This window comes from Bifidobacterium sp. WCA-178-WT-4B (assembly GCF_009696495.1).
Taxonomy (GTDB): Bacteria; Actinomycetota; Actinomycetes; order Actinomycetales; family Bifidobacteriaceae; genus Bifidobacterium; species Bifidobacterium infantis.
In genome coordinates, this window is sequence record NZ_VULV01000011.1 from 77,079 (window position 1) to 95,735 (window position 18,657).

Genomic DNA, 18,657 nt, shown 5'->3' on the forward strand with positions numbered 1-18,657 from the left:
GCGATTATGACTACGAATGACATCACCAGTGTTGCCCCGGTCGTGCGCAAGGCGGCTGACGGTTCCGTGATTCCTGCCGTCGAGGCCGTGCAGGTGCACAAGGCGTTTGGGCCGCTGCATGTGCTCAAGGGCATCGATCTAACCGTTATGCCCGGTACTGTGACCGTGATTCTGGGGCCCTCCGGTTCCGGCAAGTCCACGTTCCTGCGTCTGATCAACCAGCTGGAAACCCTGACCGGCGGTTCCATCGAGGTGGACGGTGAACTCATCGGCTACAAGCACGTGACCAAAAACGGCCAGGACATGCTGCAGACCCTGGACGATAAGGAGATCGCCGCACAGCGCTCTCGCCTCGGCATGGTGTTTCAGCGCTTCAACCTGTTCCCGCACATGACCGCGCTGGAAAACGTGATGGAAGCCCCGATTCACGTGCAGCACCAGTCCAAGAAAGCCGCCCGTGACCTGGCCGTGGCCGAGCTTCAGCGCGTCGGTCTGGGTGATCGCACGGACTATTACCCCTCCCAGCTGTCGGGTGGTCAGCAGCAGCGCGTGGCCATTGCCCGTGCTCTGGCCATGAAGCCGGAGATCATGCTCTTCGATGAGCCGACCTCCGCCCTTGACCCCGAACTGGTGGGCGAGGTGCTCAACGTCATGCGTTCCTTGGCCAAGGAAGGCATGACCATGGTGTGCGTGACCCACGAAATCGGCTTTGCCCGCGAAGTCGCCGACCAGATCGTGTTCATGGACGGCGGCGTGGTCGTAGAAAAGGGCGGCCCCGGCATCATCGACCACCCCACCGAGCCTAGGTTTAAGGACTTCCTACAGCACGTGCTGTAGGAAGGCTGTTATATTACCTCAGCACTGTCGTGCTTCGGCGTCGCCTACAGGGAGCCCACTGGGCTCCCCACTTTACGGCTCCGCCTACAGCACGTGCTGTAGGAAGGCTGTTATATTACCTCAGCACTGTCGTGCTTCGGCGTCGCCTACAGGGAGCCCACTGGGCTCCCCACTTTACGGCTCCGCCTACAGCACGTGCTGTAGGAAGGCTGTTATATTACCTCAGCACTGTCGTGCTTCGGCGTCGCCTACAGGGAGCCCACTGGGCTCCCCACTTTACGGCTCCGCCTACAGCACGTGCTGTAGGAAGGCTGTTATATTACCTCAGCACTGTCGTGCTTCGGCGTCGCCTACGGGGAGCCCACTGGGCTCCCCACTTTACGGCTCCGCCTACAGCACGTGCTGTAGGCCATGCCAAGCCGGGCGGACACTCCGGGCGGTTCGCCCGCGCCGCATGCTCCGATCGCGCGAATACGGCGGGTTGGATTCGCTTTGCGCAATAATCGTCCGCTAGGCTGGTGAGCCATGTGTGGAATCGTTGGATACGCGGGAAATATTGAAACGGCATGCGGTAGGCCTTTGGAGGTCTGCCTGCAAGGCCTGGAACGTCTGGAATACCGAGGCTATGACTCGGCCGGTGTGGCGCTGACCGCGCCCGGCATGGATAAGGTGGTCGTGCGCAAGAAGGCCGGCCGTTTGAAGAACCTGGTCGAAGACATCGAGCGTAAGCCGATGCCGCTTGCCACGGTGGGCATCGGCCACACGCGCTGGGCCACCAATGGCGAGCCGAGCGACGTGAACGCCCACCCGCACACCAGCATGGACGGCAAGGTGGCCATCATCCATAACGGCATCATCGAAAACGCCTCTCAGCTGCGTCTCGACCTGCAAGCCGAAGGCTACCGATTCGCCTCTGCCACCGACACTGAGGTGGCCGCTAAGCTGCTCGGCAAGATCGTGGACAAGATTATCGCGGATGAAGGCAAGCCAGACCTGTTCAAGGCTGTGCGCCGCATGGCCCGCATGCTTGAAGGTGCGTTCACCATTCTGGCCACCGACTGCCGCCAGCCGGACATCGTGGTCGGAGCCCGCCATGATTCGCCGCTGGTCGTGGGCCTTGGCGAGGGGGAGAACTTCCTCGGTTCCGACGTCGCCGCATTCGTGGCCTACACCAAGCGCGCCATGGAAGTCGACCAGGATCAGGCCGTATGCGTGTCCGCCGACGAGGTCGTCGTCACCGACTTCGACGGCAACGTGGTCGAAAACCCGAAGACCTACACCGTGGATTGGGACGCCTCGGCCGCCGAGAAGGGCGGCTGGGATTCCTTTATGGACAAGGAGATCCACGAAGACCCTGCCGCAGTGCAGCGCACCCTGCTTGGCCGCTTCGATACGAATGGCGGCATCACCCTTGATGAAGTGCGTATCGACGAACACGACTTCAAGGCCATCGACAAAATCATCGTTGTGGCCTGCGGCACCGCCAGCTACGCCGGCCAGGTAGCCAAATACGCCATCGAACACTGGGTGCGTATCCCCGTGGAAATCGAACTCGCGCACGAATTCCGTTACCGTGACCCGATTCTGACCCCGCGTACGCTCGTGGTGGCCATTTCTCAGTCCGGCGAAACCATGGATACGCTGATGGCCCTGCGCCACGCGCGCGAACAGGGGTCCAAGGTGCTGGCCATCTGCAACACGCAGGGTGCCTCCATTCCGCGTGAATCCGACGCCGTGCTCTACACACACGCCGGCCCGGAAGTTGCCGTGGCATCCACCAAGGCGTTCGTGGCGCAGATCACCGCCGCCTACCTGCTGGGCCTGTATCTGGCGCAGGTCAAGGGCGCGATGTTCCGCGATGAGATTCATCAGGTGCTCGACTCCCTGAAAGATATGCCGCGCAAGATTCAGTGGGTGCTCGACACCCAGCCCAAGACCATCCAGGCGGCCGCCGAGCGCATGGTGAACGCCAACTCCTTCTTGTTCCTCGGCCGCCACGTGGGCTACCCGGTGGCGCTTGAGGGCGCGTTGAAGCTCAAGGAAATCGCCTACACCTTCACCGAAGGCTTCGCGGCCGGCGAGCTCAAGCATGGACCGATCGCGCTGGTGGACGAGGGTGAGCCGGTGGTGTTCATCGTGCCGCCGCAACGCGGCCGCAATGTGTTGCACGCCAAGGTGATCTCCGGTATCGAGGAGGTCAAGGCTCGTGGCGCGTACATCATCGCCGTGGCCGAGCAGGGCGACCCGGATGTGGAACGGTACGCTGACGTGGTGTTCTGGCGCCCCGCCTGCCCAACGCTGATGAGCCCGCTGGTTGACGTGGTGCCGCTGCAGCTGTTCGCCATGGACATGGCAAAGCTCAAGGGCTACGACGTGGACAAGCCCCGCAACCTCGCCAAGTCCGTGACCGTTGAGTAAGCCACATCGGTATGTGATTGACGAGCCTCATATTCCGTTTGAGATGGACGTGCTGTATGAGGACGAGCGGATCATCGTGGTGGACAAGCCGCATTTTCTGGCCACCATGCCGCGAGGCATGTGGTATCGGCAGACCACGCTGATCCGATTGCGTGAGCGGCTGGGGGAGCCGGACATCACGCCAGCGCACCGATTGGACCGCATGACCGCCGGCGTATTGGTGTTCGTGCGGGATCCGGCCTGCCGCGGCGCGTATCAGATGCTGTTCCAGAACAGGCTGGCGGTCAAGGTCTACGAGTGTCTGGCGCCATGCCGGCCGATCGTGCGGCCTCGATACGGCACCGTGACCCGGATCGACCCGCCGCGTCCGTTCCCGTTGCTGCGCCGCTCGCATATCGTCAAGGAGCGTGGCGTTCTGGCCGCCTTCGAGACGCCGGGCTTGGTCAACGCCGAAACCCTTATCGAACGCGGCGAACCCGTGTCCCCTTTCCCCGGTGTGAAGCCGTGCATGCCGATGGCGGGCGGCCCCCGTCCGTCGGCCGTGCCCGTCTGCCGCTACACGCTACGCCCCCATACCGGCAAAACCCATCAGCTGCGCGTCCACATGAATGCGTTGGGGCTGCCCATCGTGGGCGATGATTTCTATCCATGCATCCAGGCGCGCCGGTACGACGATTTCAGCCAGCCGCTGCAGTTGGTGGCGCGTGTGCTGCGGTTCACCGATCCGGTGACGGGGCAGGAGCGGGAATTCGTTTCCCGGCAACCGTTGCTGATCTGACCGCGACGCCCCGTCCGGCGTCGTCCCGTGTGTCTGTGTGACATGAGAAAATCCACTCGCGTACATGCACACTATCGATGCAATGCAATAAAGGAACCGAATCATCATGGAACATAGAGCGTTCAAGTGGCCGCAGCCACTTGCGGGCAACAAGCCCCGCATCTGGTACGGCGGCGATTACAACCCCGACCAATGGCCTGAGGAAGTGTGGGACGAAGATGTAGCCCTCATGCAGCAGGCCGGCGTCAACCTCGTCTCCGTAGCCATCTTCTCCTGGGCCAAGCTTGAGCCCGAAGAAGGCGTGTACGACTTCGATTGGCTCGACCGCGTCATCGACAAGCTCGGCAAGGCCGGCATCGCCGTCGATCTCGCCTCCGGCACCGCATCCCCGCCGATGTGGATGACCCAGGCCCACCCGGAGATCCTCTGGGTCGACTACCGCGGCGATGTCTGCCAGCCCGGTGCCCGCCAGCACTGGCGCGCCACCAGCCCGGTCTTCCTTGACTACGCGCTCAACCTGTGCCGCAAGATGGCCGAGCACTACAAGGACAACCCCTATGTGGTCTCTTGGCATGTGAGCAACGAGTACGGCTGCCACAACCGCTTCGACTATTCCGAAGACGCCGAGCGCGCCTTCCAGAAGTGGTGCGAGAAGAAGTACGGCACCATCGACGCTGTCAACGACGCCTGGGGCACCGCCTTCTGGGCGCAGCGCATGAACAATTTCTCCGAGATCATTCCGCCGCGCTTCATCGGCGACGGCAACTTCATGAACCCGGGCAAGCTGCTTGATTGGAAGCGTTTCAGCTCCGACGCGCTGCTGGACTTCTACAAGGCCGAACGCGACGCCCTGCTCGAGATCGCCCCCAAGCCGCAGACCACCAACTTCATGGTCTCCGCGGGCTGCACCGTCCTCGACTACGACAAGTGGGGTCATGACGTGGACTTCGTGTCCAACGACCATTACTTCTCGCCCGGCGAGGCCCACTTCGACGAGATGGCCTACGCGGCCTGCCTCACCGACGGCATCGCCCGCAAGAACCCGTGGTTCCTCATGGAACATTCCACGTCCGCCGTCAACTGGCGCCCGACCAACTACCGGCTCGAGCCCGGCGAGCTGGTGCGCGACTCCCTGGCCCATCTGGCCATGGGCGCCGACGCCATCTGCTACTTCCAGTGGCGTCAGTCCAAGGCCGGCGCCGAGAAGTGGCATTCCGCCATGGTGCCCCACGCGGGCCCCGACTCCCAGATCTTCCGCGATGTGTGCGAGCTGGGTGCCGACCTCAACAAGCTTGCTGACGAGGGCCTGCTGAGCACCAAGCTGGTCAAGTCCAAGGTCGCCATCGTCTTCGACTACGAGTCCCAGTGGGCCACCGAGCACACCGCCACCCCCACGCAGGAGGTGCGCCACTGGACCGAGCCGCTGGACTGGTTCCGCGCGCTGGCGGACAATGGCCTGACCGCCGACGTGGTGCCGGTCCGTGGTCCTTGGGATGAGTACGAGGCCGTCGTGTTGCCGAGCCTGGCCATCCTGTCCGAGCAGACCACGCGCCGCGTGCGCGAGTATGTGGCGAACGGCGGCAAGCTGTTCGTGACCTACTACACCGGTCTGGTGGACGACAGGGATCACGTCTGGCTGGGCGGCTACCCCGGCTCCATTCGCGACGTGGTGGGCGTGCGCGTCGAGGAATTCGCCCCGATGGGCACCGACGCCCCCGGCACCATGGACCACCTTGACTTGGACAACGGAACCGTGGCGCACGATTTCGCCGACGTGATCACCTCCGTGGCCGATACCGCTCACGTGGTCGCCTCCTTCAAGGCAGATAAGTGGACCGGTTTCGACGGCGCTCCCGCCATCACCGTCAACGACTTCGGCGACGGCAAGGCCGCATACGTCGGTGCCCGTCTCGGCCGTGAGGGCTTGGCCAAGAGCCTGCCCGCGCTGCTGGAGGAACTCGGCATCGAGACTTCGGCTGAGGACGATCGCGGTGAAGTGCTGCGCGTCGAGCGTGCGGACGAAACTGGCGAGAACCACTTCGTGTTCCTGTTCAACCGCACCCACGATGTTGCGGTCGTGGACGTGGAAGGCGAACCGCTGGTCGCCTCGCTGGCCCAGGTCAACGAGTCCGAGCACACGGCCGCCATCCAGCCCAACGGCGTACTCGTCGTCAAGCTGTAAAACCGCGCATAGCGCCTAATTACTCAACGGCTCCCTTGCTGCTCATCGCAGCAGGGAGCCGTTTTCGTTTCTCCAGCAAAGTCGGGTAGGGTGGTCATGAGCAGGATGCATCTACCGTTTTAAGCCCCGCCTAGTACACTCGTCACCATGCGAGTGATCGGACAGCGAATCAAAAGAATGGCAACCATAGCAGTGACTGCCATCCTTTCCGTATCCCTGGCCTCGTGCGGGCAGGCTACGGACGACAACCGTACGGAGATCAGCGTATGGAGCTGGGAACCGAGCATGGGGGAGGTCATCCGCCGCTTCGAAAAAGCCAATCCGGACATCCGCGTGAAATGGACCAACATCTCCGGCTACGACAATCTCAATACCGCCATTCAGGACGGTTACGGCACGCCGGACGTGGCTCAGATCGAATACTATGCACTGTTGCAGTACGCGGTCTCCGGCCAATTGCTTGATCTGACCGACAAGATCGGCTCGGATTATTCCAACTTCTTTACCCTCGGCACATGGTCGTCCGTGCAGCTCGCCGGCCGTATCTACGGGCTGCCCATGGATTCAGGCCCGATGGGTTTCTTCTACAACGAAGACGTGTTCCGCCAAGCCGGCGTGGACGCCACCAAGATCAAGACTTGGGATGACTACTATGAGGCCGCCAAAAAGCTCAAGGAGATCGGCGTGTACATCGCCGCCGACTCGGGTGATGGCAGTTTCTATGACGCGATGGTCTGGCTTGCCGGTGGTCAGCCGTTCCACACGTCGGCCGACGGCAAAACCGTGACCATCGATTTGGATGAGGATGCCGGCACCCAACGGTTCACCGAATTCTGGCAGAAAATGATCGATGAGGGGCTTGTCGATACCACCTCCGCCACATGGTCGGATCGGTGGAAAAGCAGCGTGAGCACCGGCACCATCGCCTCCGTGTTCTCCGGAGCTTGGATGCCGTCGCTGCTGCTGTCCAATGTGCCGGGCGCGTCCGGTCTGTGGCGCGTGGCTCCCATGCCCACCTATGGTGGGCAGCCCGCCAATGCCGAAAACGGCGGATCGGCGCTGACCGTGTTGCAGCTGACCCGTAAGCCGGATGCGGCCTATCGTTTCGTGGACTTTGTGGCGCATAACGCCCAAGGCATTAGCGCGCGTGTGGATGGCGGTGCTTTCCCGGCCGATTATGCCACCCTGAATTCCGCTGATTTTTTGGATAAAACCACGATTACCAATGACCGTGGCATTGAAATCCCGTATTTCGGCGAGCAGAAGTTCAACCGTGTACTGTCGGAGGCCGCCGAGGATGTGCCGATCGGATACCAGTATCTGCCGTTCGAAGTGTATGCGCGCAGTGACTTCAAATCTACGGTGGGCCAGGCATACGAATGGTCCAGCAGTTTCCACGACTATCAGCAGCGACAGGAAGCCATTGAGATGGGCATGAAGGACGAGGAGGGCAACCCGCTCGAACCGTTGGAGAAGCCCGGCAAGAAAGTCAGTCTCTCCGACGGCCTGGCCCAATGGCAGAAAGACCTCCGAGAATACGGCTTCAATCAGGGCTTTACGATTAAGTAGGGTTTTGAGTTGGTTTTCGGGGAGGGATGGAATCGACTGCGCTATGCGCGGCCGATTCCTGCACGCCGCGTTACTTCACATTGCGCGAGTAGATGTATGCCATGCCTTTGAAGATCAGGTCTGAATCGTAGACGTCGATCATGTCGGTGTTGTTCTTGAAAATGCGGCTGAGCCCTCCCGTGGCTACCACTTGGAACGGCTCATCGATTTCCTTGCGGAACTGCTGAATCGTACGCTCAATGCCACCGAGGAACGTGTAATACAGTCCGGCCTGCATAGCAGTGCGCGTATTGGTGGCCAGAATCGACTGTGGTTGCGTGATCTCCACTTCCGGCAGCTGGGCGGTCTGCCCCCACAACGCCTCGGCCCCGGTGCGGATGCCCGTGGTGATGAAGCCGGAACGAATCGTGCCGGAACTGTCCACATAGTTGAACGTGGTGGCGGTGCCGAAGTCGGCCACCAGCACCGGGCCGCCATAGGTGTGGTAGGCGCCGGCGCAGTCGGCGATGCAGTCAGAGCCCAAGGTTTTGGGGTCGTCGAGACGAATGTTCATGCCGGTCTTGACGCCAGGGCCCACCACCATCGGTTCCAATCCGAGGAATTTGATCAGCGAGGCGCGGAAGGAATACATCACCTTCGGCACCACCGAGCAGACGATCACATCGTCCACATCGTCGGCCGTGTAATCGCTCAAAGCCAGGAACTGCGTGATCATCAGACCGTATTCGTCTGAGGTGTGCGTCGCCTTGGTGGTGATGCGGTAGGAGCCGACGATGCGGTCGCCCTCCAGAAAACCGATCACGATATTCGTATTGCCGATATCGACCGCCATCAGCATGGGTCAGGCCTCCTTGTTCTCGTCATCGACATTGCTCGCGCCGCCGGAACGCAACGCTGCGAGCCGCAGCAACAGCCGTTGCGCAAGCACGGTTTTGTCCATCTTGTCCCAATGCTCGATCTTCGGGGTACCGGCATCCTCCGCTCCGGACGTGAGCACGGTGACAACGTTGGTGTCGGTGCCGAACCCGGCACCTGCGTCGCGCAGATTGTTGGCCACCAGCATGTCGCAATGCTTGGACGTCAGCTTCTTCTCCGCATTACGAATCAGATGCTCGGTCTCCATCGCGAATCCGCACAGGATCTGCGAGCCGTCGTCGCGCTTGCGTTCGCCGGCCCACGCCAGAATATCCGGGTTGGAAACCAGCTCCACGGTGATGCTGCTGCGGCCGGCCTTCTTGATTTTCTCCGGCGCAATCTCGGCCACGCGAAAATCGCCCACGGCGGCGGCCATAATCGTGATATCCGCCGCCGGGAAGGCGTCGGCCACCGCATCGAACATATCCTGCGCGGTCGTGACGCGCACCACATCCACCGCATCGGGCGCAGTCAAGGCGACTGGACCGGAGACCAGCGTTACGTCGGCACCAAATTCGGCTGCGGCCGAGGCAATCGCATACCCCATCTTGCCGGTGGAATGGTTCGTCAGATAGCGGACCGGGTCTAGCGGCTCCTGCGTTGGCCCGGCAGTGACCAGCACGCGCAGCCCCTTGAGCGGGGAAAATGAGGGAGCCTGGTCATCCTGCGCATCCGCCAGCAACCGAGCGGCCACTTCCTCGATGCGCGCCGGCTCTTCCATACGGCCTCGTCCCACGTCGCCGCAAGCCAGATTGCCTTCCTCCGGCTCCACAATCTGCCAGCCCAATTCGGCGCAGGTTTTCAGATTGCGCTGCGTGGCCGGATTGTTGTACATATGCACGTTCATCGCCGGGCATAGGATCTTCGGCCCCTCATAGGCCAGAATGGTGGACGTCAGCGTATCGTTCGCCAATCCACAGGCGATGCGGGCGATGACGTCGGCGCTCGCCGGGGCCACCACCAGCAGATTGGCCCAGGCCGCATCGGCCACATGATTGATGGTCGTTGGCACGGTCGGATTGGCCGTCACGTCGCCGTGCGCGGCCGGATAAGCGGGGAACATCGTGGTACGGGTGGGTTGATGGGTCAGTGAGGTGAATGTCAGGGGAGTGACGAAACCTTCGGCCGCTGTGGTTTCGATAACCCGCACCTCGTGGCCGGCCTTGGTCCAATCGGATGCCAGATGACAGGCCTTGAATGCGGCGATGCTGCCGGTGACGCCCAGAAGAATATGTGCCATAGCTGCCTCCCGGCCTTATGCCAAGGCCGCACGTGTGCCCACGCCAGCGCTTCCCGCGTCGTTGCCCGACGATGCGCCGCGTGTTGTGGTCGCCGCGGACCCTCCGTCGGCGCCGCAATCCAGTATAGCCATTGCCTCCGGCGTGTCCGGGGATATAGTAGAACGTGGTGATCGACCCGAATGGGCGGTCAACCACGCAAGATAACAACGAAACCATATTCGGGCGTCAGCATGCCCGAATGCATCAGGGAGTATCCATGTCCCAGAACAATGGTGTGCACGGCGAGTCCGGCGCAACCGAAGACAGGAACATCGACGGCGCGAATCAAGCCGCCAGCACCGACGCGAGCCTCAACGCGCGCGCGAAATCATCAAACAAGAAGAACGGCGGCCCGAAATGGTGGCTGTGGACGCTGATCGCGGTCGTCGTGGCCGCGGCGCTCATCGTGGGCGTCACCGTCTTCGGCGGGAAAGGCAAGGGCAAGGACGCGAACGCCTCCGGCTCGGCCAGCCGATCCGACACCGTGGCCGTCGGCCTCAAACTCGCCCCGGTCAATCTTGACATCCGCCACCAGTCGGGTTCGGCCCTTGAGCAGATCCTCATCGGCAACGTGTACGAGGGTCTCGTCTCGCGTGGCTCGGACAACAAGGTCCACCCCGGTCTGGCCAAGAGCTGGGAGATCTCCAAGGATGGCCTGACCTACACATTCCACCTCAACGAGAAGATGAACTTCTCCAACGGCGACAAGCTCGACGCCGAGGATGTGGCGTGGTCCATCAACGAGCTCAAGGCCCAGAAGTACTACGACTACGAGCAGGTCAAGAGCCTGGACAAGGCCGAGGCCGTGGACGCCAACACGGTCAGGCTCACCCTCTCCGCGCCCAACTCGAACATGCTGTGGTACCTCACCAGCCGTCCCGGCCTGGTCTACGACAAGGACGCCACCTGGGATCAGAAGAACGGCGCGTTGGGCTCGGGCCCGTACACCGTGGTCTCCTTTGACCCGAACGACAAGATCGTGCTCAAGGCGAACCCCAAGTATTGGGGCACCGAGCACAAGGCGAGGACCGAGAACGTGATCGTCCGGTTCCTGCCGGACGAGAACGCCAGCATCAACGCCCTCAAGAGCGGCGACGTGCAGGTGCTTTCGCCCATTTCCGCCACCCTTGCCGATCCGTTCCGCAAGGATCCGAACTATGTGGTCAAGTCCGGTGACGGTTCCGACAAGTTCGTGCTCGCCTTCAACATGGCCAACGACAAGCTCTCCGACAAGCGCGTCCGCCAGGCCATCCGATACGCCATCGACCATAAGCAGATCATCGCCTCGCGCGGCGGCGTGGACGCCCCCCTCGGCGGTCCGATCCCCAAGGTCGATCCCGGTTACGAGGATCTGAGCGGCCTGTACCCGCATGACGTGGCCAAGGCCAAGAAGCTCATGGAGCAGGCCGGATACTCCGAGTCGAAGCCGCTGGACCTGACCCTCACCTACGCCAACGTGTACGGCACCGAGCTCGGCGACCAGCTCAAGAGCCAGCTCAAGCCCATCGGCATCGACCTGAAGATCAACTACGTGGAGTTCTCCACTTGGCTGCAGGACGTGCACGCCAACGGCAACTACGATCTTTCGCTCGTGGACCATGCCGAAAGCCACGACTTCTACGGATGGACCACGCCGAGCTACTACTTCCACTACGACAACAAGGACGTGCAGGCCCTGTACGCCAAGGCGCTGGAGGCCACCTCCGACGACGAGGCCTCGAAGTATCTGGCCAAGGCCGCGAAGATCGTCTCCGAGGACGCGCCGGCCGACTGGCTGTTCAGCTGGAAGGTCACCATCGCCTACGCCAAGGGCGTGGACGGCTTCCCGCAGAACCTGAGCCAGACCGTGCTGCCCCTCTGGCGGATCACCTACACCAAGTAGTCCCGGAACCCATCGGTCGGGCGCGGCGCGGGGGTGATTCCGTGGCGCGCCCGATCGTGGACGGCCCATCCGGCCGATGACGCCACGGGCGGTGGCGAGGGAATCCGAGGGAATCGATAAGGGAGGCGTTATGCGGTTCTTGATGCAACGCTTGCTGCTGTTCGCGGCGGCGCTGTTCGGCATTTCGGTGCTGGTGTTCGCGATGCTGCGCATCCTGCCGGGCGACGTGGCGGTCGTGATGGCCGGCATGAACGCATCGCCGGCGCGTGTGGCGGCCCTGCGCGCCGAATTCGGCCTTGACCGGCCGTATGTCGTGCAGTATCTCGACTGGGCCGGAGGGCTGCTGCACGGCGACCTCGGCGTGTCGGCGCTGACCGGACGGGCGGTGACCTCCCAGGTCGGCCAACGTGCGACGATCACGTTCCCGCTGATCGTGATGAGTCTGGCCATCGCGCTCACCCTCGGCTTGTCCATGGGCGCCGCCGCCGTGATCTCCCGGTCGCCGGCCGTGCGTGGTTTCCTGCGCGTGCTGTCCATCGTGGGCGGCGCCGTGCCGGCCCTGTGGAGCGGCCTGCTGCTCATCCTCCTGTTCGCGCGGGGCGTGGGCCTTGTCGGTCTGCTGCCCTCGCAGGGGTTCCCCGCCGCTGGGTGGGGCGCTCCTGGGCGGGCGGTCTCGTCCCTGATCCTGCCGGCGCTTGCCACCGGATTCGTGTCCGGTGCGGGCATCATGCGTTACACGCGCTCCATTCTGGAAGGCATCGCCGATGAGGGAGGTCCGATCGATATGGCCATGTCCTGCGGCATGACCCGCACCCAGGCGTTGGTGCGCGTGGGATTGCGGTTGGCGGCTCCGCAACTCGTCTCGGTGGTGGGGCTGGCGTTCGCCTCGATGATCACCGGCGTGATGGTGGTGGAGAACCTGTTCGCCCTGCCCGGTCTGGGCGCCCTGCTGGTGGGCGATGTCGGCAACCGCGATCTGGTGGCCGTGCAAAGCGAGCTGTTCCTGCTTGCCGCGTTCTTCCTGCTGATCGGCCTGGCGGTGGATCTGCTGCACGCGCTGCTTGACCCGCGTCTGGCCGCCGGAAAGGAGGAATGATGGTTGATCGCAATGGTCGATGGCGTCGTTCGGGCGTGGTTCTGGGCACCATCTGGTCCCGGGGCACCGGCCGCTATTCGCTGATCGTGCTGGGGTTGTGGATGGTCGTCGCCCTGGTGTCGTTGTTCTGGACCCCGCAGTCGCTGCTGGCCACCGACGGCTACCACGTGTGGGACAAGCCGTCGTCCGCGCATTGGCTGGGCACCGACGGCACCGGCGCGGACGTGCTGAGCTGGCTGATGGCCGGATCGCGCACGAACCTTGCCATCGCCCTGCTGACCGTCATCTGCTCGGCCTGCATCGGCATGCTGCTGGTCGGGCTTATGGTCGCCCGTTCCGCGGTGCTCGCCTCGGCGTCGGTCGCCGTGGTCGACGCGCTGATCTCCATCCCCACCGTGCTCATCGCCCTGCTGCTCGCCGTGCCGTTCGGCGCATCCGCGGCCGTGGTGATCGGCGCGTGCTCCATCGGCTACGGGCTGCATCTGGCGCGCGTCGCCCGTCCGGCCGCCCTGCTCGCCGCCCGCTCGGGATACGTGCAGTCGGCCCGGGCGAACGGCGCCAGCGGGTTCGGCGTACTGGTCAGACACATCGTGCCGAACATCACGCCGGTGCTGATGGTGCAATCGTCGATGTCGGCGGGCACCTCGGTGCTGGCCGAGGCGGGCCTGACCTATCTGGGCGTGGGCGTCGGCGCGGGGGTGCCGAGCTGGGGCCATTCGCTGGCCACCTCGGTCAAACTCATCAACGTGTTTCCGTTGACGGTGGTGTGGCCCGGTCTGATCGTCACCCTGGTGGTGGTCGCGCTGAACCTGTTCGGCGACGCGTTGCGCGACGCCACCGACCCGGTGTCCAACCCCGCGCTGCGGCGATCGGCCGGGGTCGGCCGCGCCGTGCACGCAGACGCCGCGTCGGCGGCGAAGGAGGCGGACGATGAGCGTTGAGATCCGTGGACTGCGCATCGTCATCGGCGGCACACCGATCATCGGGGGCGTCGACCTGTCCATCGCGGACGGCGAACGGGTGGGCCTGATAGGGGCCTCCGGCTCCGGCAAGTCGATGATCGCCAAATCGCTGCTCGGCCTGTTGCCGCATGAGGCCGTGCCGTCCGGCGAGATCACGATGGGGGACACCTCCGTGCTGTCCGGCGAAGACGGCGGCGCGGACGGGCTGGCGGGGAACGCGCGTTGCGCATACGCCGACGAGCATGTCCTCGCCGACCTGCGAGGCCGGTATGTGGGCACGGTATTCCAGAATCCGGCCCATGCGCTCAATCCGGTGATGACCGCGGCACAGCAGATCGCCCTGCCGTTGCACATGCACTACGATCTGAGCAAAGCCGAACGCGCCGACCGGGTGGCCTTCATGTTGGACAAGGTCGGACTGGGCCGTGACGTGGCCGGCAAATACCCGCATGAACTCTCCGGCGGCCAACAGCAGCGCGTAGGCATCGCCACGGCGCTGATCACCTCGCCGCGGTTCATCATCGCCGACGAACCCACCACGGCGCTCGACTCCATCACGCAACGCCAGATCGTGGACCTGCTGACCTCGCTGGTGGACGACGCCGGCGCATCCATGCTGTTCATCACCCACGATTTCTCCGTGCTCGCGCGGGCCACCGAACGATGCTACGTGTTGGACGCCGGCCGCATCATCGAATCAGGGGCCACCGCCGATCTGCTCGCCGCGCCGACCACACCACAAGCCCAGCGCCTGGTCGCCGCCGCCCAAACCCTCACCCTCCACACTCCCAAGGAGGATTCGCATGAGTAACAGCAGTGTGCCGCTCCTCTCCGCCCACTCCATCACCAAATCCTTCGGCCCGCGCGCCGCACGCCACCAAGTCCTCTTCGACGTCTCCGTCGACGTCCATGCCGGCGAATGCCTCGCCGTGATCGGCGGCTCCGGTTCTGGAAAATCCACGTTGACCCGCATCATGCTGGGCCTGGAACCCGCCGACGCCGGCAGCGTGGACTACGAGGGCCAATCCGTGGCCCCGGGCCGCAGGTCGCCGGGAGGGCGGGCCCTGCGCCGCGAATCCGGTCTGGTGTTCCAGAACCCGTTCTCCTCGCTCGACCCACGATGGCGAGTCGCCAGATCGGTGGCCGAACCGCTGACCCTGCAACGGCGTGACCTTGGATCCGCGGCCATCGCCGAACGGGTGGCCTCGGCCCTGACCATGGCCGGCCTCGAACCGGCGGACTTCCTGGACCGATACCCGATCGACCTGTCCGGCGGACAGGCGCAGCGTGTGGCCATCGCCCGCGCCGTCATCAACGAACCCAAAGTGATACTCGCCGACGAGCCGATGAGCGCCATCGACGTGGCCGCCCGCATCCAGATACTCGACACCTTCGCCGCCATCCGTGCGGCCCGCCCGGACACCGCCATCATCATGGTCTCCCACGATCTCGGCGTGGTACGGCACATCGCCGACCGTATCGTGGTGCTCCATGACGGGCGGGTCGAGGAGACGGGCGTCACCTCCGCGGTGCTCGGCGACCCGCAATCCGATTACACCAGACGGCTTATCGAGGCCGCCTCGCTCTGACGCGCACCATCGCGGCATGGCGACTATCATAGATGATGCTTGCGGGGGAATCAGTGACGGCCATTCGGTCTCGCCCCCCCCCAAGGGAAGGGTGTTTCATGACAAAGCTCATTCTCGACCTTGACACCGGTGTGGATGACGCGCTCGCCATCGCATACGCATTGGGCAGTCCGGAAGTGGAATTGATCGGCATCACCGGCACATACGGCAATGTGCTGCTCGACCAGGGCGTGCGCAACGCGCTGGCCATCACCGATCTGCTCGGCCACCCGGAAGTCGGGGTGTACAAGGGTCTGCCGCACTCCAGCACCACCGACTCGTTCGAGGTGCTGGAGATCTCCAAGTTCATCCACGGCGCCAACGGCATAGGCGACGTCTCGATCCCCGATTCGAACCGCGAACCGCAATCCGAGCCGGCGGTCGACTTCATCATCGACGCGGCCAAGACGTACGGCAAGGAGCTCGTCTACGTGCCCACCGGCCCGATGACCAACATCGCCGCCGCATTGCGCAAGGCGCCGGAGATCAAGGACGAGATCGGCCGCATCGTGCTTATGGGCGGTGCGCTGACCGTCTGCGGCAACGTGAACGCCTGGGAGGAGGCGAACATCTCCCAGGATCCCGACGCCGCCGATTACCTGTTCCGTTCGGGCGCCCCGGCCACGATGATCGGCCTCGACGTGACGCTCCAGACCCTGCTCACCTACCGGGAGACCCGGCAGTGGCGTGATCTGGGTACCAAGGCCGGCGCGTTCCTGGCGGACATGACCGACTTCTACATCAAGGCATACGAGACGACCTCCCCGCATCTGGGCGGCTGCGGCCTGCACGACCCCCTGGCGGTCGGCGTGGCCGTGGACCCCACGCTGGTCGACACCCTGCCCATGAACCTCAAGGTGGATGTGGACGGCCCCACGCGCGGCCGCACCATCGGCGACAACACGCGCCTCAACGATCCGGTCAAGACCATGAAGGCCGCGGTCGGCGTCGACGTGCCGCGTTTCCTGCACGAGTTCATGACCCGCATCACCGCGCTCGCCAAGCACGCAGAGTAACTGCGTCGGCGCACGGAACATGCCGAACACCGCAAACAGAGCATAGCAAACAGAGAACAGAGAGGAATTCCATGACATCATCGACCAACACCGCGGACGTCAAGTCCGCCGACGAGCAGGTCACCACCCAAACGGCCGTCAAGGCCCTGGTGCTGCTGCTCATCACCTTCATCCTCGGCACCCTGTGCCTGCAGGGCTTCAACCTCGTGTTCACCCAGGTGGGCGAAGACGTCGGCGCCCCGGCCCAGGCCTCGCTGATCACCGCCTTCCCGAGCATCGTGCTCGGCATCGTGTGCTTCATCTACGGTTCGCTCGGCGACTTCGTCTCCCTGAAGCGACTGGTCATCGTCGGCCTGATCATGCTGTTCGTCGGCTCCGTTTTCGGGTTCGTGGCCAACTTCTTCTTCCCCGCGAACCTGTGGACCGTCATCGTCGCCCGCGTGCTGCAGACCGCAGGCGAACAGGTGGCCGGCTCCGTGTATCTGGTCATCACCACCAAATATCTGAAGAACGAGCTCAAGGTCGTGTTCTTCGGCCTGTACACCGCCGGCTACCAGCTGTCCGCCTCCATCGGCGTGTTCGCCGCCGGCGCGCTCAGCTCCATCGCCTGGCAGTACCTGTTCCTCATCCCCGCCGTCACCATCCTCTTCCTGCCCACCCTGCTCAAGAGCCTGCCCGGACGTCAGGGCAGCGGCGACAAGGTCGATTGGATCGGCTTCACCATCTTCGGCCTGGCCAGCGCGTTCCTCACCCTGTTCTTCTCCTACATGGCATGGTGGATGCTCATCGTGGCCGTCGCGCTGTTCGCGGTCTTCGCCGTGTACATCGCCAAGGCCTCCGATCCGTTCGTGACCCCCGCCTTCTTCAAGAACACGCGCTGGCTGGCGGCCATGTCGCTGATCCTCGTGTTCTACTTCACCAACTACTGCATCTCCCCGCTGTTCAACGGCATCGGCACCACCGTGTACGGCATGACCACCGCCCAGGTGTCCACGTACGTCGTGTGGGCGTTCGTGTGCGCGGCCATCGTGGGCACCTGCTCCGGCCTGATCATCGGCAGGATCGGCAAGCAGGCCGCGCTGATCATCGCCGCATGCCTCATGATCGCCGGCTTCGTGTCCGCCGCCCTGGCCGTCAACGCCGGCTTCCTGGCGTTGACGATCGCCGCATGCGTGTTCTACTGCGGCGTGGGTCTGATGTATTCGCCCGTGGTCTCCACCGTGCTGAGCACGATTCCGCAGGAGGAGTCCGGCCGTGGCGTGGGCATGAACGATCTGCTGATGAACGTGACCGCCTCCATCGGCATCTCCATCATCGGCGGACTCATGGGATCGCAGGCGCTCGCCGGTTCCAGCATCACCGGCGCCACCGGTGCCGCGGCCGGATACGCGAACCTGCTGCTCATCGGCGCCGGCGTCATGACGCTCGGCCTGATCGTGTTCCTCGTGTTCCGCAAGAAGATCTACGCGCAGGACTGATGCCATGACGCTGTCCCTGGCCATTGAAGGATCCGGCTTCACCGCGCGCACGTGCGACGAGGTCGCGTATTTCCACAACGCCCTGTTCCTGATTGATGACCGGGGCATCAGCACGTCCGTGCTCCAGCCGGATGCCGAACGGTATGCCGTCGAGCGGGACGAAGCTCGGCGGCATGGCGTATACCGCCGCATCCCGGACGGTGAGCAGGAGCCACCCGCCGACATCTTCCAGAAGATCCTCAATCTTGCCGTACCCGAGAACATCCGCGCAGTGTGGGTGCAGGGCCGTCAGGTCGTGGCGAAGTGAAATGAGGGCCGGCTTGTGCCGGCCCTCATCGTTGTCTATGCCCCGAACTGTTGTGTTTTGCCATCACTTCGGATTGACGATTCTGCCATTACAAGAGCATGATTGGCGGTATGGAAGCGTTCTGCTTGAAGGCGTGGCGGAATCGTTGTCAAAGAACCTTGGCCACCATATGAACGCCGGCGCCCGGATTCAACTTGTAAGTGCAACGGCTGGTTTCGGGTCGGTTTGTTTTGATTGTAGCTTGGCCATCTCCTCGTCCCATACCTCGTTGGGCGTTTTGTAGCCGAGGAGCTTCATGGGGGTGTCGTT

At 63.5% G+C, this 18,657-nt stretch carries 15 protein-coding genes and 1 pseudogene; 13 read left to right on the forward strand and 3 right to left on the reverse strand.

Annotation, left to right across the window (positions count from 1 at the left end; genetic code table 11):
- Positions 1–6: 6 nt before the first annotated feature.
- The 5 genes from FYJ31_RS08560 (at position 7) to FYJ31_RS08580 (ending at position 7,784) form a co-directional block, all read left to right on the forward strand.
- Positions 7–837, forward strand: coding sequence for an amino acid ABC transporter ATP-binding protein (locus FYJ31_RS08560; RefSeq protein WP_154536484.1), 831 nt, complete (start codon positions 7–9; stop codon positions 835–837).
- A 525-nt stretch (positions 838–1,362) separates the two neighbouring features.
- Positions 1,363–3,255: a glutamine--fructose-6-phosphate transaminase (isomerizing) gene (glmS, locus tag FYJ31_RS08565; RefSeq protein WP_154536485.1), complete on the forward strand. Its 1,893-nt coding sequence runs from the start codon at positions 1,363–1,365 to the stop codon at positions 3,253–3,255.
- A 43-nt stretch (positions 3,256–3,298) separates the two neighbouring features.
- Complete coding sequence (locus FYJ31_RS08570) at positions 3,299–4,033, forward strand: pseudouridine synthase (protein WP_154536493.1); 735 nt, start codon at positions 3,299–3,301, stop codon at positions 4,031–4,033.
- A gap of 106 nt (positions 4,034–4,139) precedes the next feature.
- The gene (locus tag FYJ31_RS08575) at positions 4,140–6,215 is read left to right on the forward strand and encodes a beta-galactosidase (RefSeq protein WP_012578289.1); all 2,076 of its coding nucleotides are present in this window, start codon (positions 4,140–4,142) and stop codon (positions 6,213–6,215) included.
- 147 nt (positions 6,216–6,362) lie between these two features.
- Entirely contained in the window at positions 6,363–7,784 is a 1,422-nt protein-coding gene (locus tag FYJ31_RS08580) for an ABC transporter substrate-binding protein (RefSeq protein WP_195839484.1), read from the forward strand.
- A gap of 70 nt (positions 7,785–7,854) precedes the next feature.
- Here FYJ31_RS08580 and FYJ31_RS08585 read toward each other — a convergent pair whose 3' ends face one another.
- Both FYJ31_RS08585 and coaBC read right to left on the reverse strand, forming a co-directional pair.
- On the reverse strand, positions 7,855–8,622 hold the full coding sequence (locus tag FYJ31_RS08585; RefSeq protein WP_012578287.1) for a type III pantothenate kinase: 768 nt from the start codon (positions 8,620–8,622) through the stop codon (positions 7,855–7,857).
- A gap of 3 nt (positions 8,623–8,625) precedes the next feature.
- Positions 8,626–9,939 (reverse strand): bifunctional phosphopantothenoylcysteine decarboxylase/phosphopantothenate--cysteine ligase CoaBC, encoded by a 1,314-nt coding sequence (gene coaBC / locus FYJ31_RS08590; RefSeq protein ID WP_154536487.1) that lies wholly within the window; start codon positions 9,937–9,939, stop codon positions 8,626–8,628.
- Between the two features lie 257 nt (positions 9,940–10,196).
- On the opposite strand from coaBC, the gene FYJ31_RS08595 reads away from it, so the two are divergent.
- The 8 genes from FYJ31_RS08595 (at position 10,197) to FYJ31_RS08630 (ending at position 18,348) form a co-directional block, all read left to right on the forward strand.
- The gene (locus FYJ31_RS08595; protein WP_012578285.1) at positions 10,197–11,861 is read left to right on the forward strand and encodes an ABC transporter substrate-binding protein; all 1,665 of its coding nucleotides are present in this window, start codon (positions 10,197–10,199) and stop codon (positions 11,859–11,861) included.
- A gap of 130 nt (positions 11,862–11,991) precedes the next feature.
- Positions 11,992–12,957, forward strand: a complete 966-nt coding sequence (locus tag FYJ31_RS08600; RefSeq protein WP_032744490.1) for an ABC transporter permease — start codon at positions 11,992–11,994, stop codon at positions 12,955–12,957.
- Positions 12,957–13,898 (forward strand): ABC transporter permease, encoded by a 942-nt coding sequence (locus tag FYJ31_RS08605; protein ID WP_065435887.1) that lies wholly within the window; start codon positions 12,957–12,959, stop codon positions 13,896–13,898. The genes FYJ31_RS08600 and FYJ31_RS08605 overlap by 1 nt, the downstream gene beginning before the upstream one ends.
- Positions 13,888–14,730, forward strand: a complete 843-nt coding sequence (locus FYJ31_RS08610; RefSeq protein ID WP_154536488.1) for an ATP-binding cassette domain-containing protein — start codon at positions 13,888–13,890, stop codon at positions 14,728–14,730. The genes FYJ31_RS08605 and FYJ31_RS08610 overlap by 11 nt, the downstream gene beginning before the upstream one ends.
- The gene (locus tag FYJ31_RS08615; protein ID WP_143723148.1) at positions 14,723–15,508 is read left to right on the forward strand and encodes an ABC transporter ATP-binding protein; all 786 of its coding nucleotides are present in this window, start codon (positions 14,723–14,725) and stop codon (positions 15,506–15,508) included. Before FYJ31_RS08610 ends, FYJ31_RS08615 begins: the two co-directional genes overlap by 8 nt.
- A 98-nt stretch (positions 15,509–15,606) precedes the next feature.
- Positions 15,607–16,563, forward strand: coding sequence for a nucleoside hydrolase (locus tag FYJ31_RS08620; protein WP_065435884.1), 957 nt, complete (start codon positions 15,607–15,609; stop codon positions 16,561–16,563).
- A 71-nt stretch (positions 16,564–16,634) separates the two neighbouring features.
- On the forward strand, positions 16,635–18,041 hold the full coding sequence (locus tag FYJ31_RS08625) for an MFS transporter (RefSeq protein ID WP_065473932.1): 1,407 nt from the start codon (positions 16,635–16,637) through the stop codon (positions 18,039–18,041).
- Between the two features lie 4 nt (positions 18,042–18,045).
- Positions 18,046–18,348, forward strand: coding sequence for a hypothetical protein (locus tag FYJ31_RS08630; RefSeq protein ID WP_154536489.1), 303 nt, complete (start codon positions 18,046–18,048; stop codon positions 18,346–18,348).
- 189 nt (positions 18,349–18,537) lie between these two features.
- Here FYJ31_RS08630 and FYJ31_RS08635 read toward each other — a convergent pair.
- Positions 18,538–18,657: pseudogene (locus FYJ31_RS08635) on the reverse strand (IS30 family transposase); the annotation flags it as partial.

What these genes read in the sequence shown, in the direction of transcription:
- FYJ31_RS08595 (WP_012578285.1), top strand. Translation starts at nt 10,197, where the DNA reads ATGTCCCAGAACAATGGTGTGCACGGCGAGTCCGGCGCAACCGAAGAC.
- glmS (WP_154536485.1), top strand. Translation starts at nt 1,363, where the DNA reads ATGTGTGGAATCGTTGGATACGCGGGAAATATTGAAACGGCATGCGGT.
- FYJ31_RS08560 (WP_154536484.1), top strand. Translation starts at nt 7, where the DNA reads ATGACTACGAATGACATCACCAGTGTTGCCCCGGTCGTGCGCAAGGCG.
- coaBC (WP_154536487.1), bottom strand. Translation starts at nt 9,939, where the DNA reads ATGGCACATATTCTTCTGGGCGTCACCGGCAGCATCGCCGCATTCAAG.
- FYJ31_RS08585 (WP_012578287.1), bottom strand. Translation starts at nt 8,622, where the DNA reads ATGCTGATGGCGGTCGATATCGGCAATACGAATATCGTGATCGGTTTT.
- FYJ31_RS08625 (WP_065473932.1), top strand. Translation starts at nt 16,635, where the DNA reads ATGACATCATCGACCAACACCGCGGACGTCAAGTCCGCCGACGAGCAG.
- FYJ31_RS08600 (WP_032744490.1), top strand. Translation starts at nt 11,992, where the DNA reads ATGCGGTTCTTGATGCAACGCTTGCTGCTGTTCGCGGCGGCGCTGTTC.
- FYJ31_RS08580 (WP_195839484.1), top strand. Translation starts at nt 6,363, where the DNA reads ATGCGAGTGATCGGACAGCGAATCAAAAGAATGGCAACCATAGCAGTG.
- FYJ31_RS08615 (WP_143723148.1), top strand. Translation starts at nt 14,723, where the DNA reads ATGAGTAACAGCAGTGTGCCGCTCCTCTCCGCCCACTCCATCACCAAA.
- FYJ31_RS08630 (WP_154536489.1), top strand. Translation starts at nt 18,046, where the DNA reads ATGACGCTGTCCCTGGCCATTGAAGGATCCGGCTTCACCGCGCGCACG.
- FYJ31_RS08610 (WP_154536488.1), top strand. Translation starts at nt 13,888, where the DNA reads ATGAGCGTTGAGATCCGTGGACTGCGCATCGTCATCGGCGGCACACCG.
- FYJ31_RS08575 (WP_012578289.1), top strand. Translation starts at nt 4,140, where the DNA reads ATGGAACATAGAGCGTTCAAGTGGCCGCAGCCACTTGCGGGCAACAAG.
- FYJ31_RS08620 (WP_065435884.1), top strand. Translation starts at nt 15,607, where the DNA reads ATGACAAAGCTCATTCTCGACCTTGACACCGGTGTGGATGACGCGCTC.
- FYJ31_RS08570 (WP_154536493.1), top strand. Translation starts at nt 3,299, where the DNA reads ATGGACGTGCTGTATGAGGACGAGCGGATCATCGTGGTGGACAAGCCG.
- FYJ31_RS08605 (WP_065435887.1), top strand. Translation starts at nt 12,957, where the DNA reads ATGGTTGATCGCAATGGTCGATGGCGTCGTTCGGGCGTGGTTCTGGGC.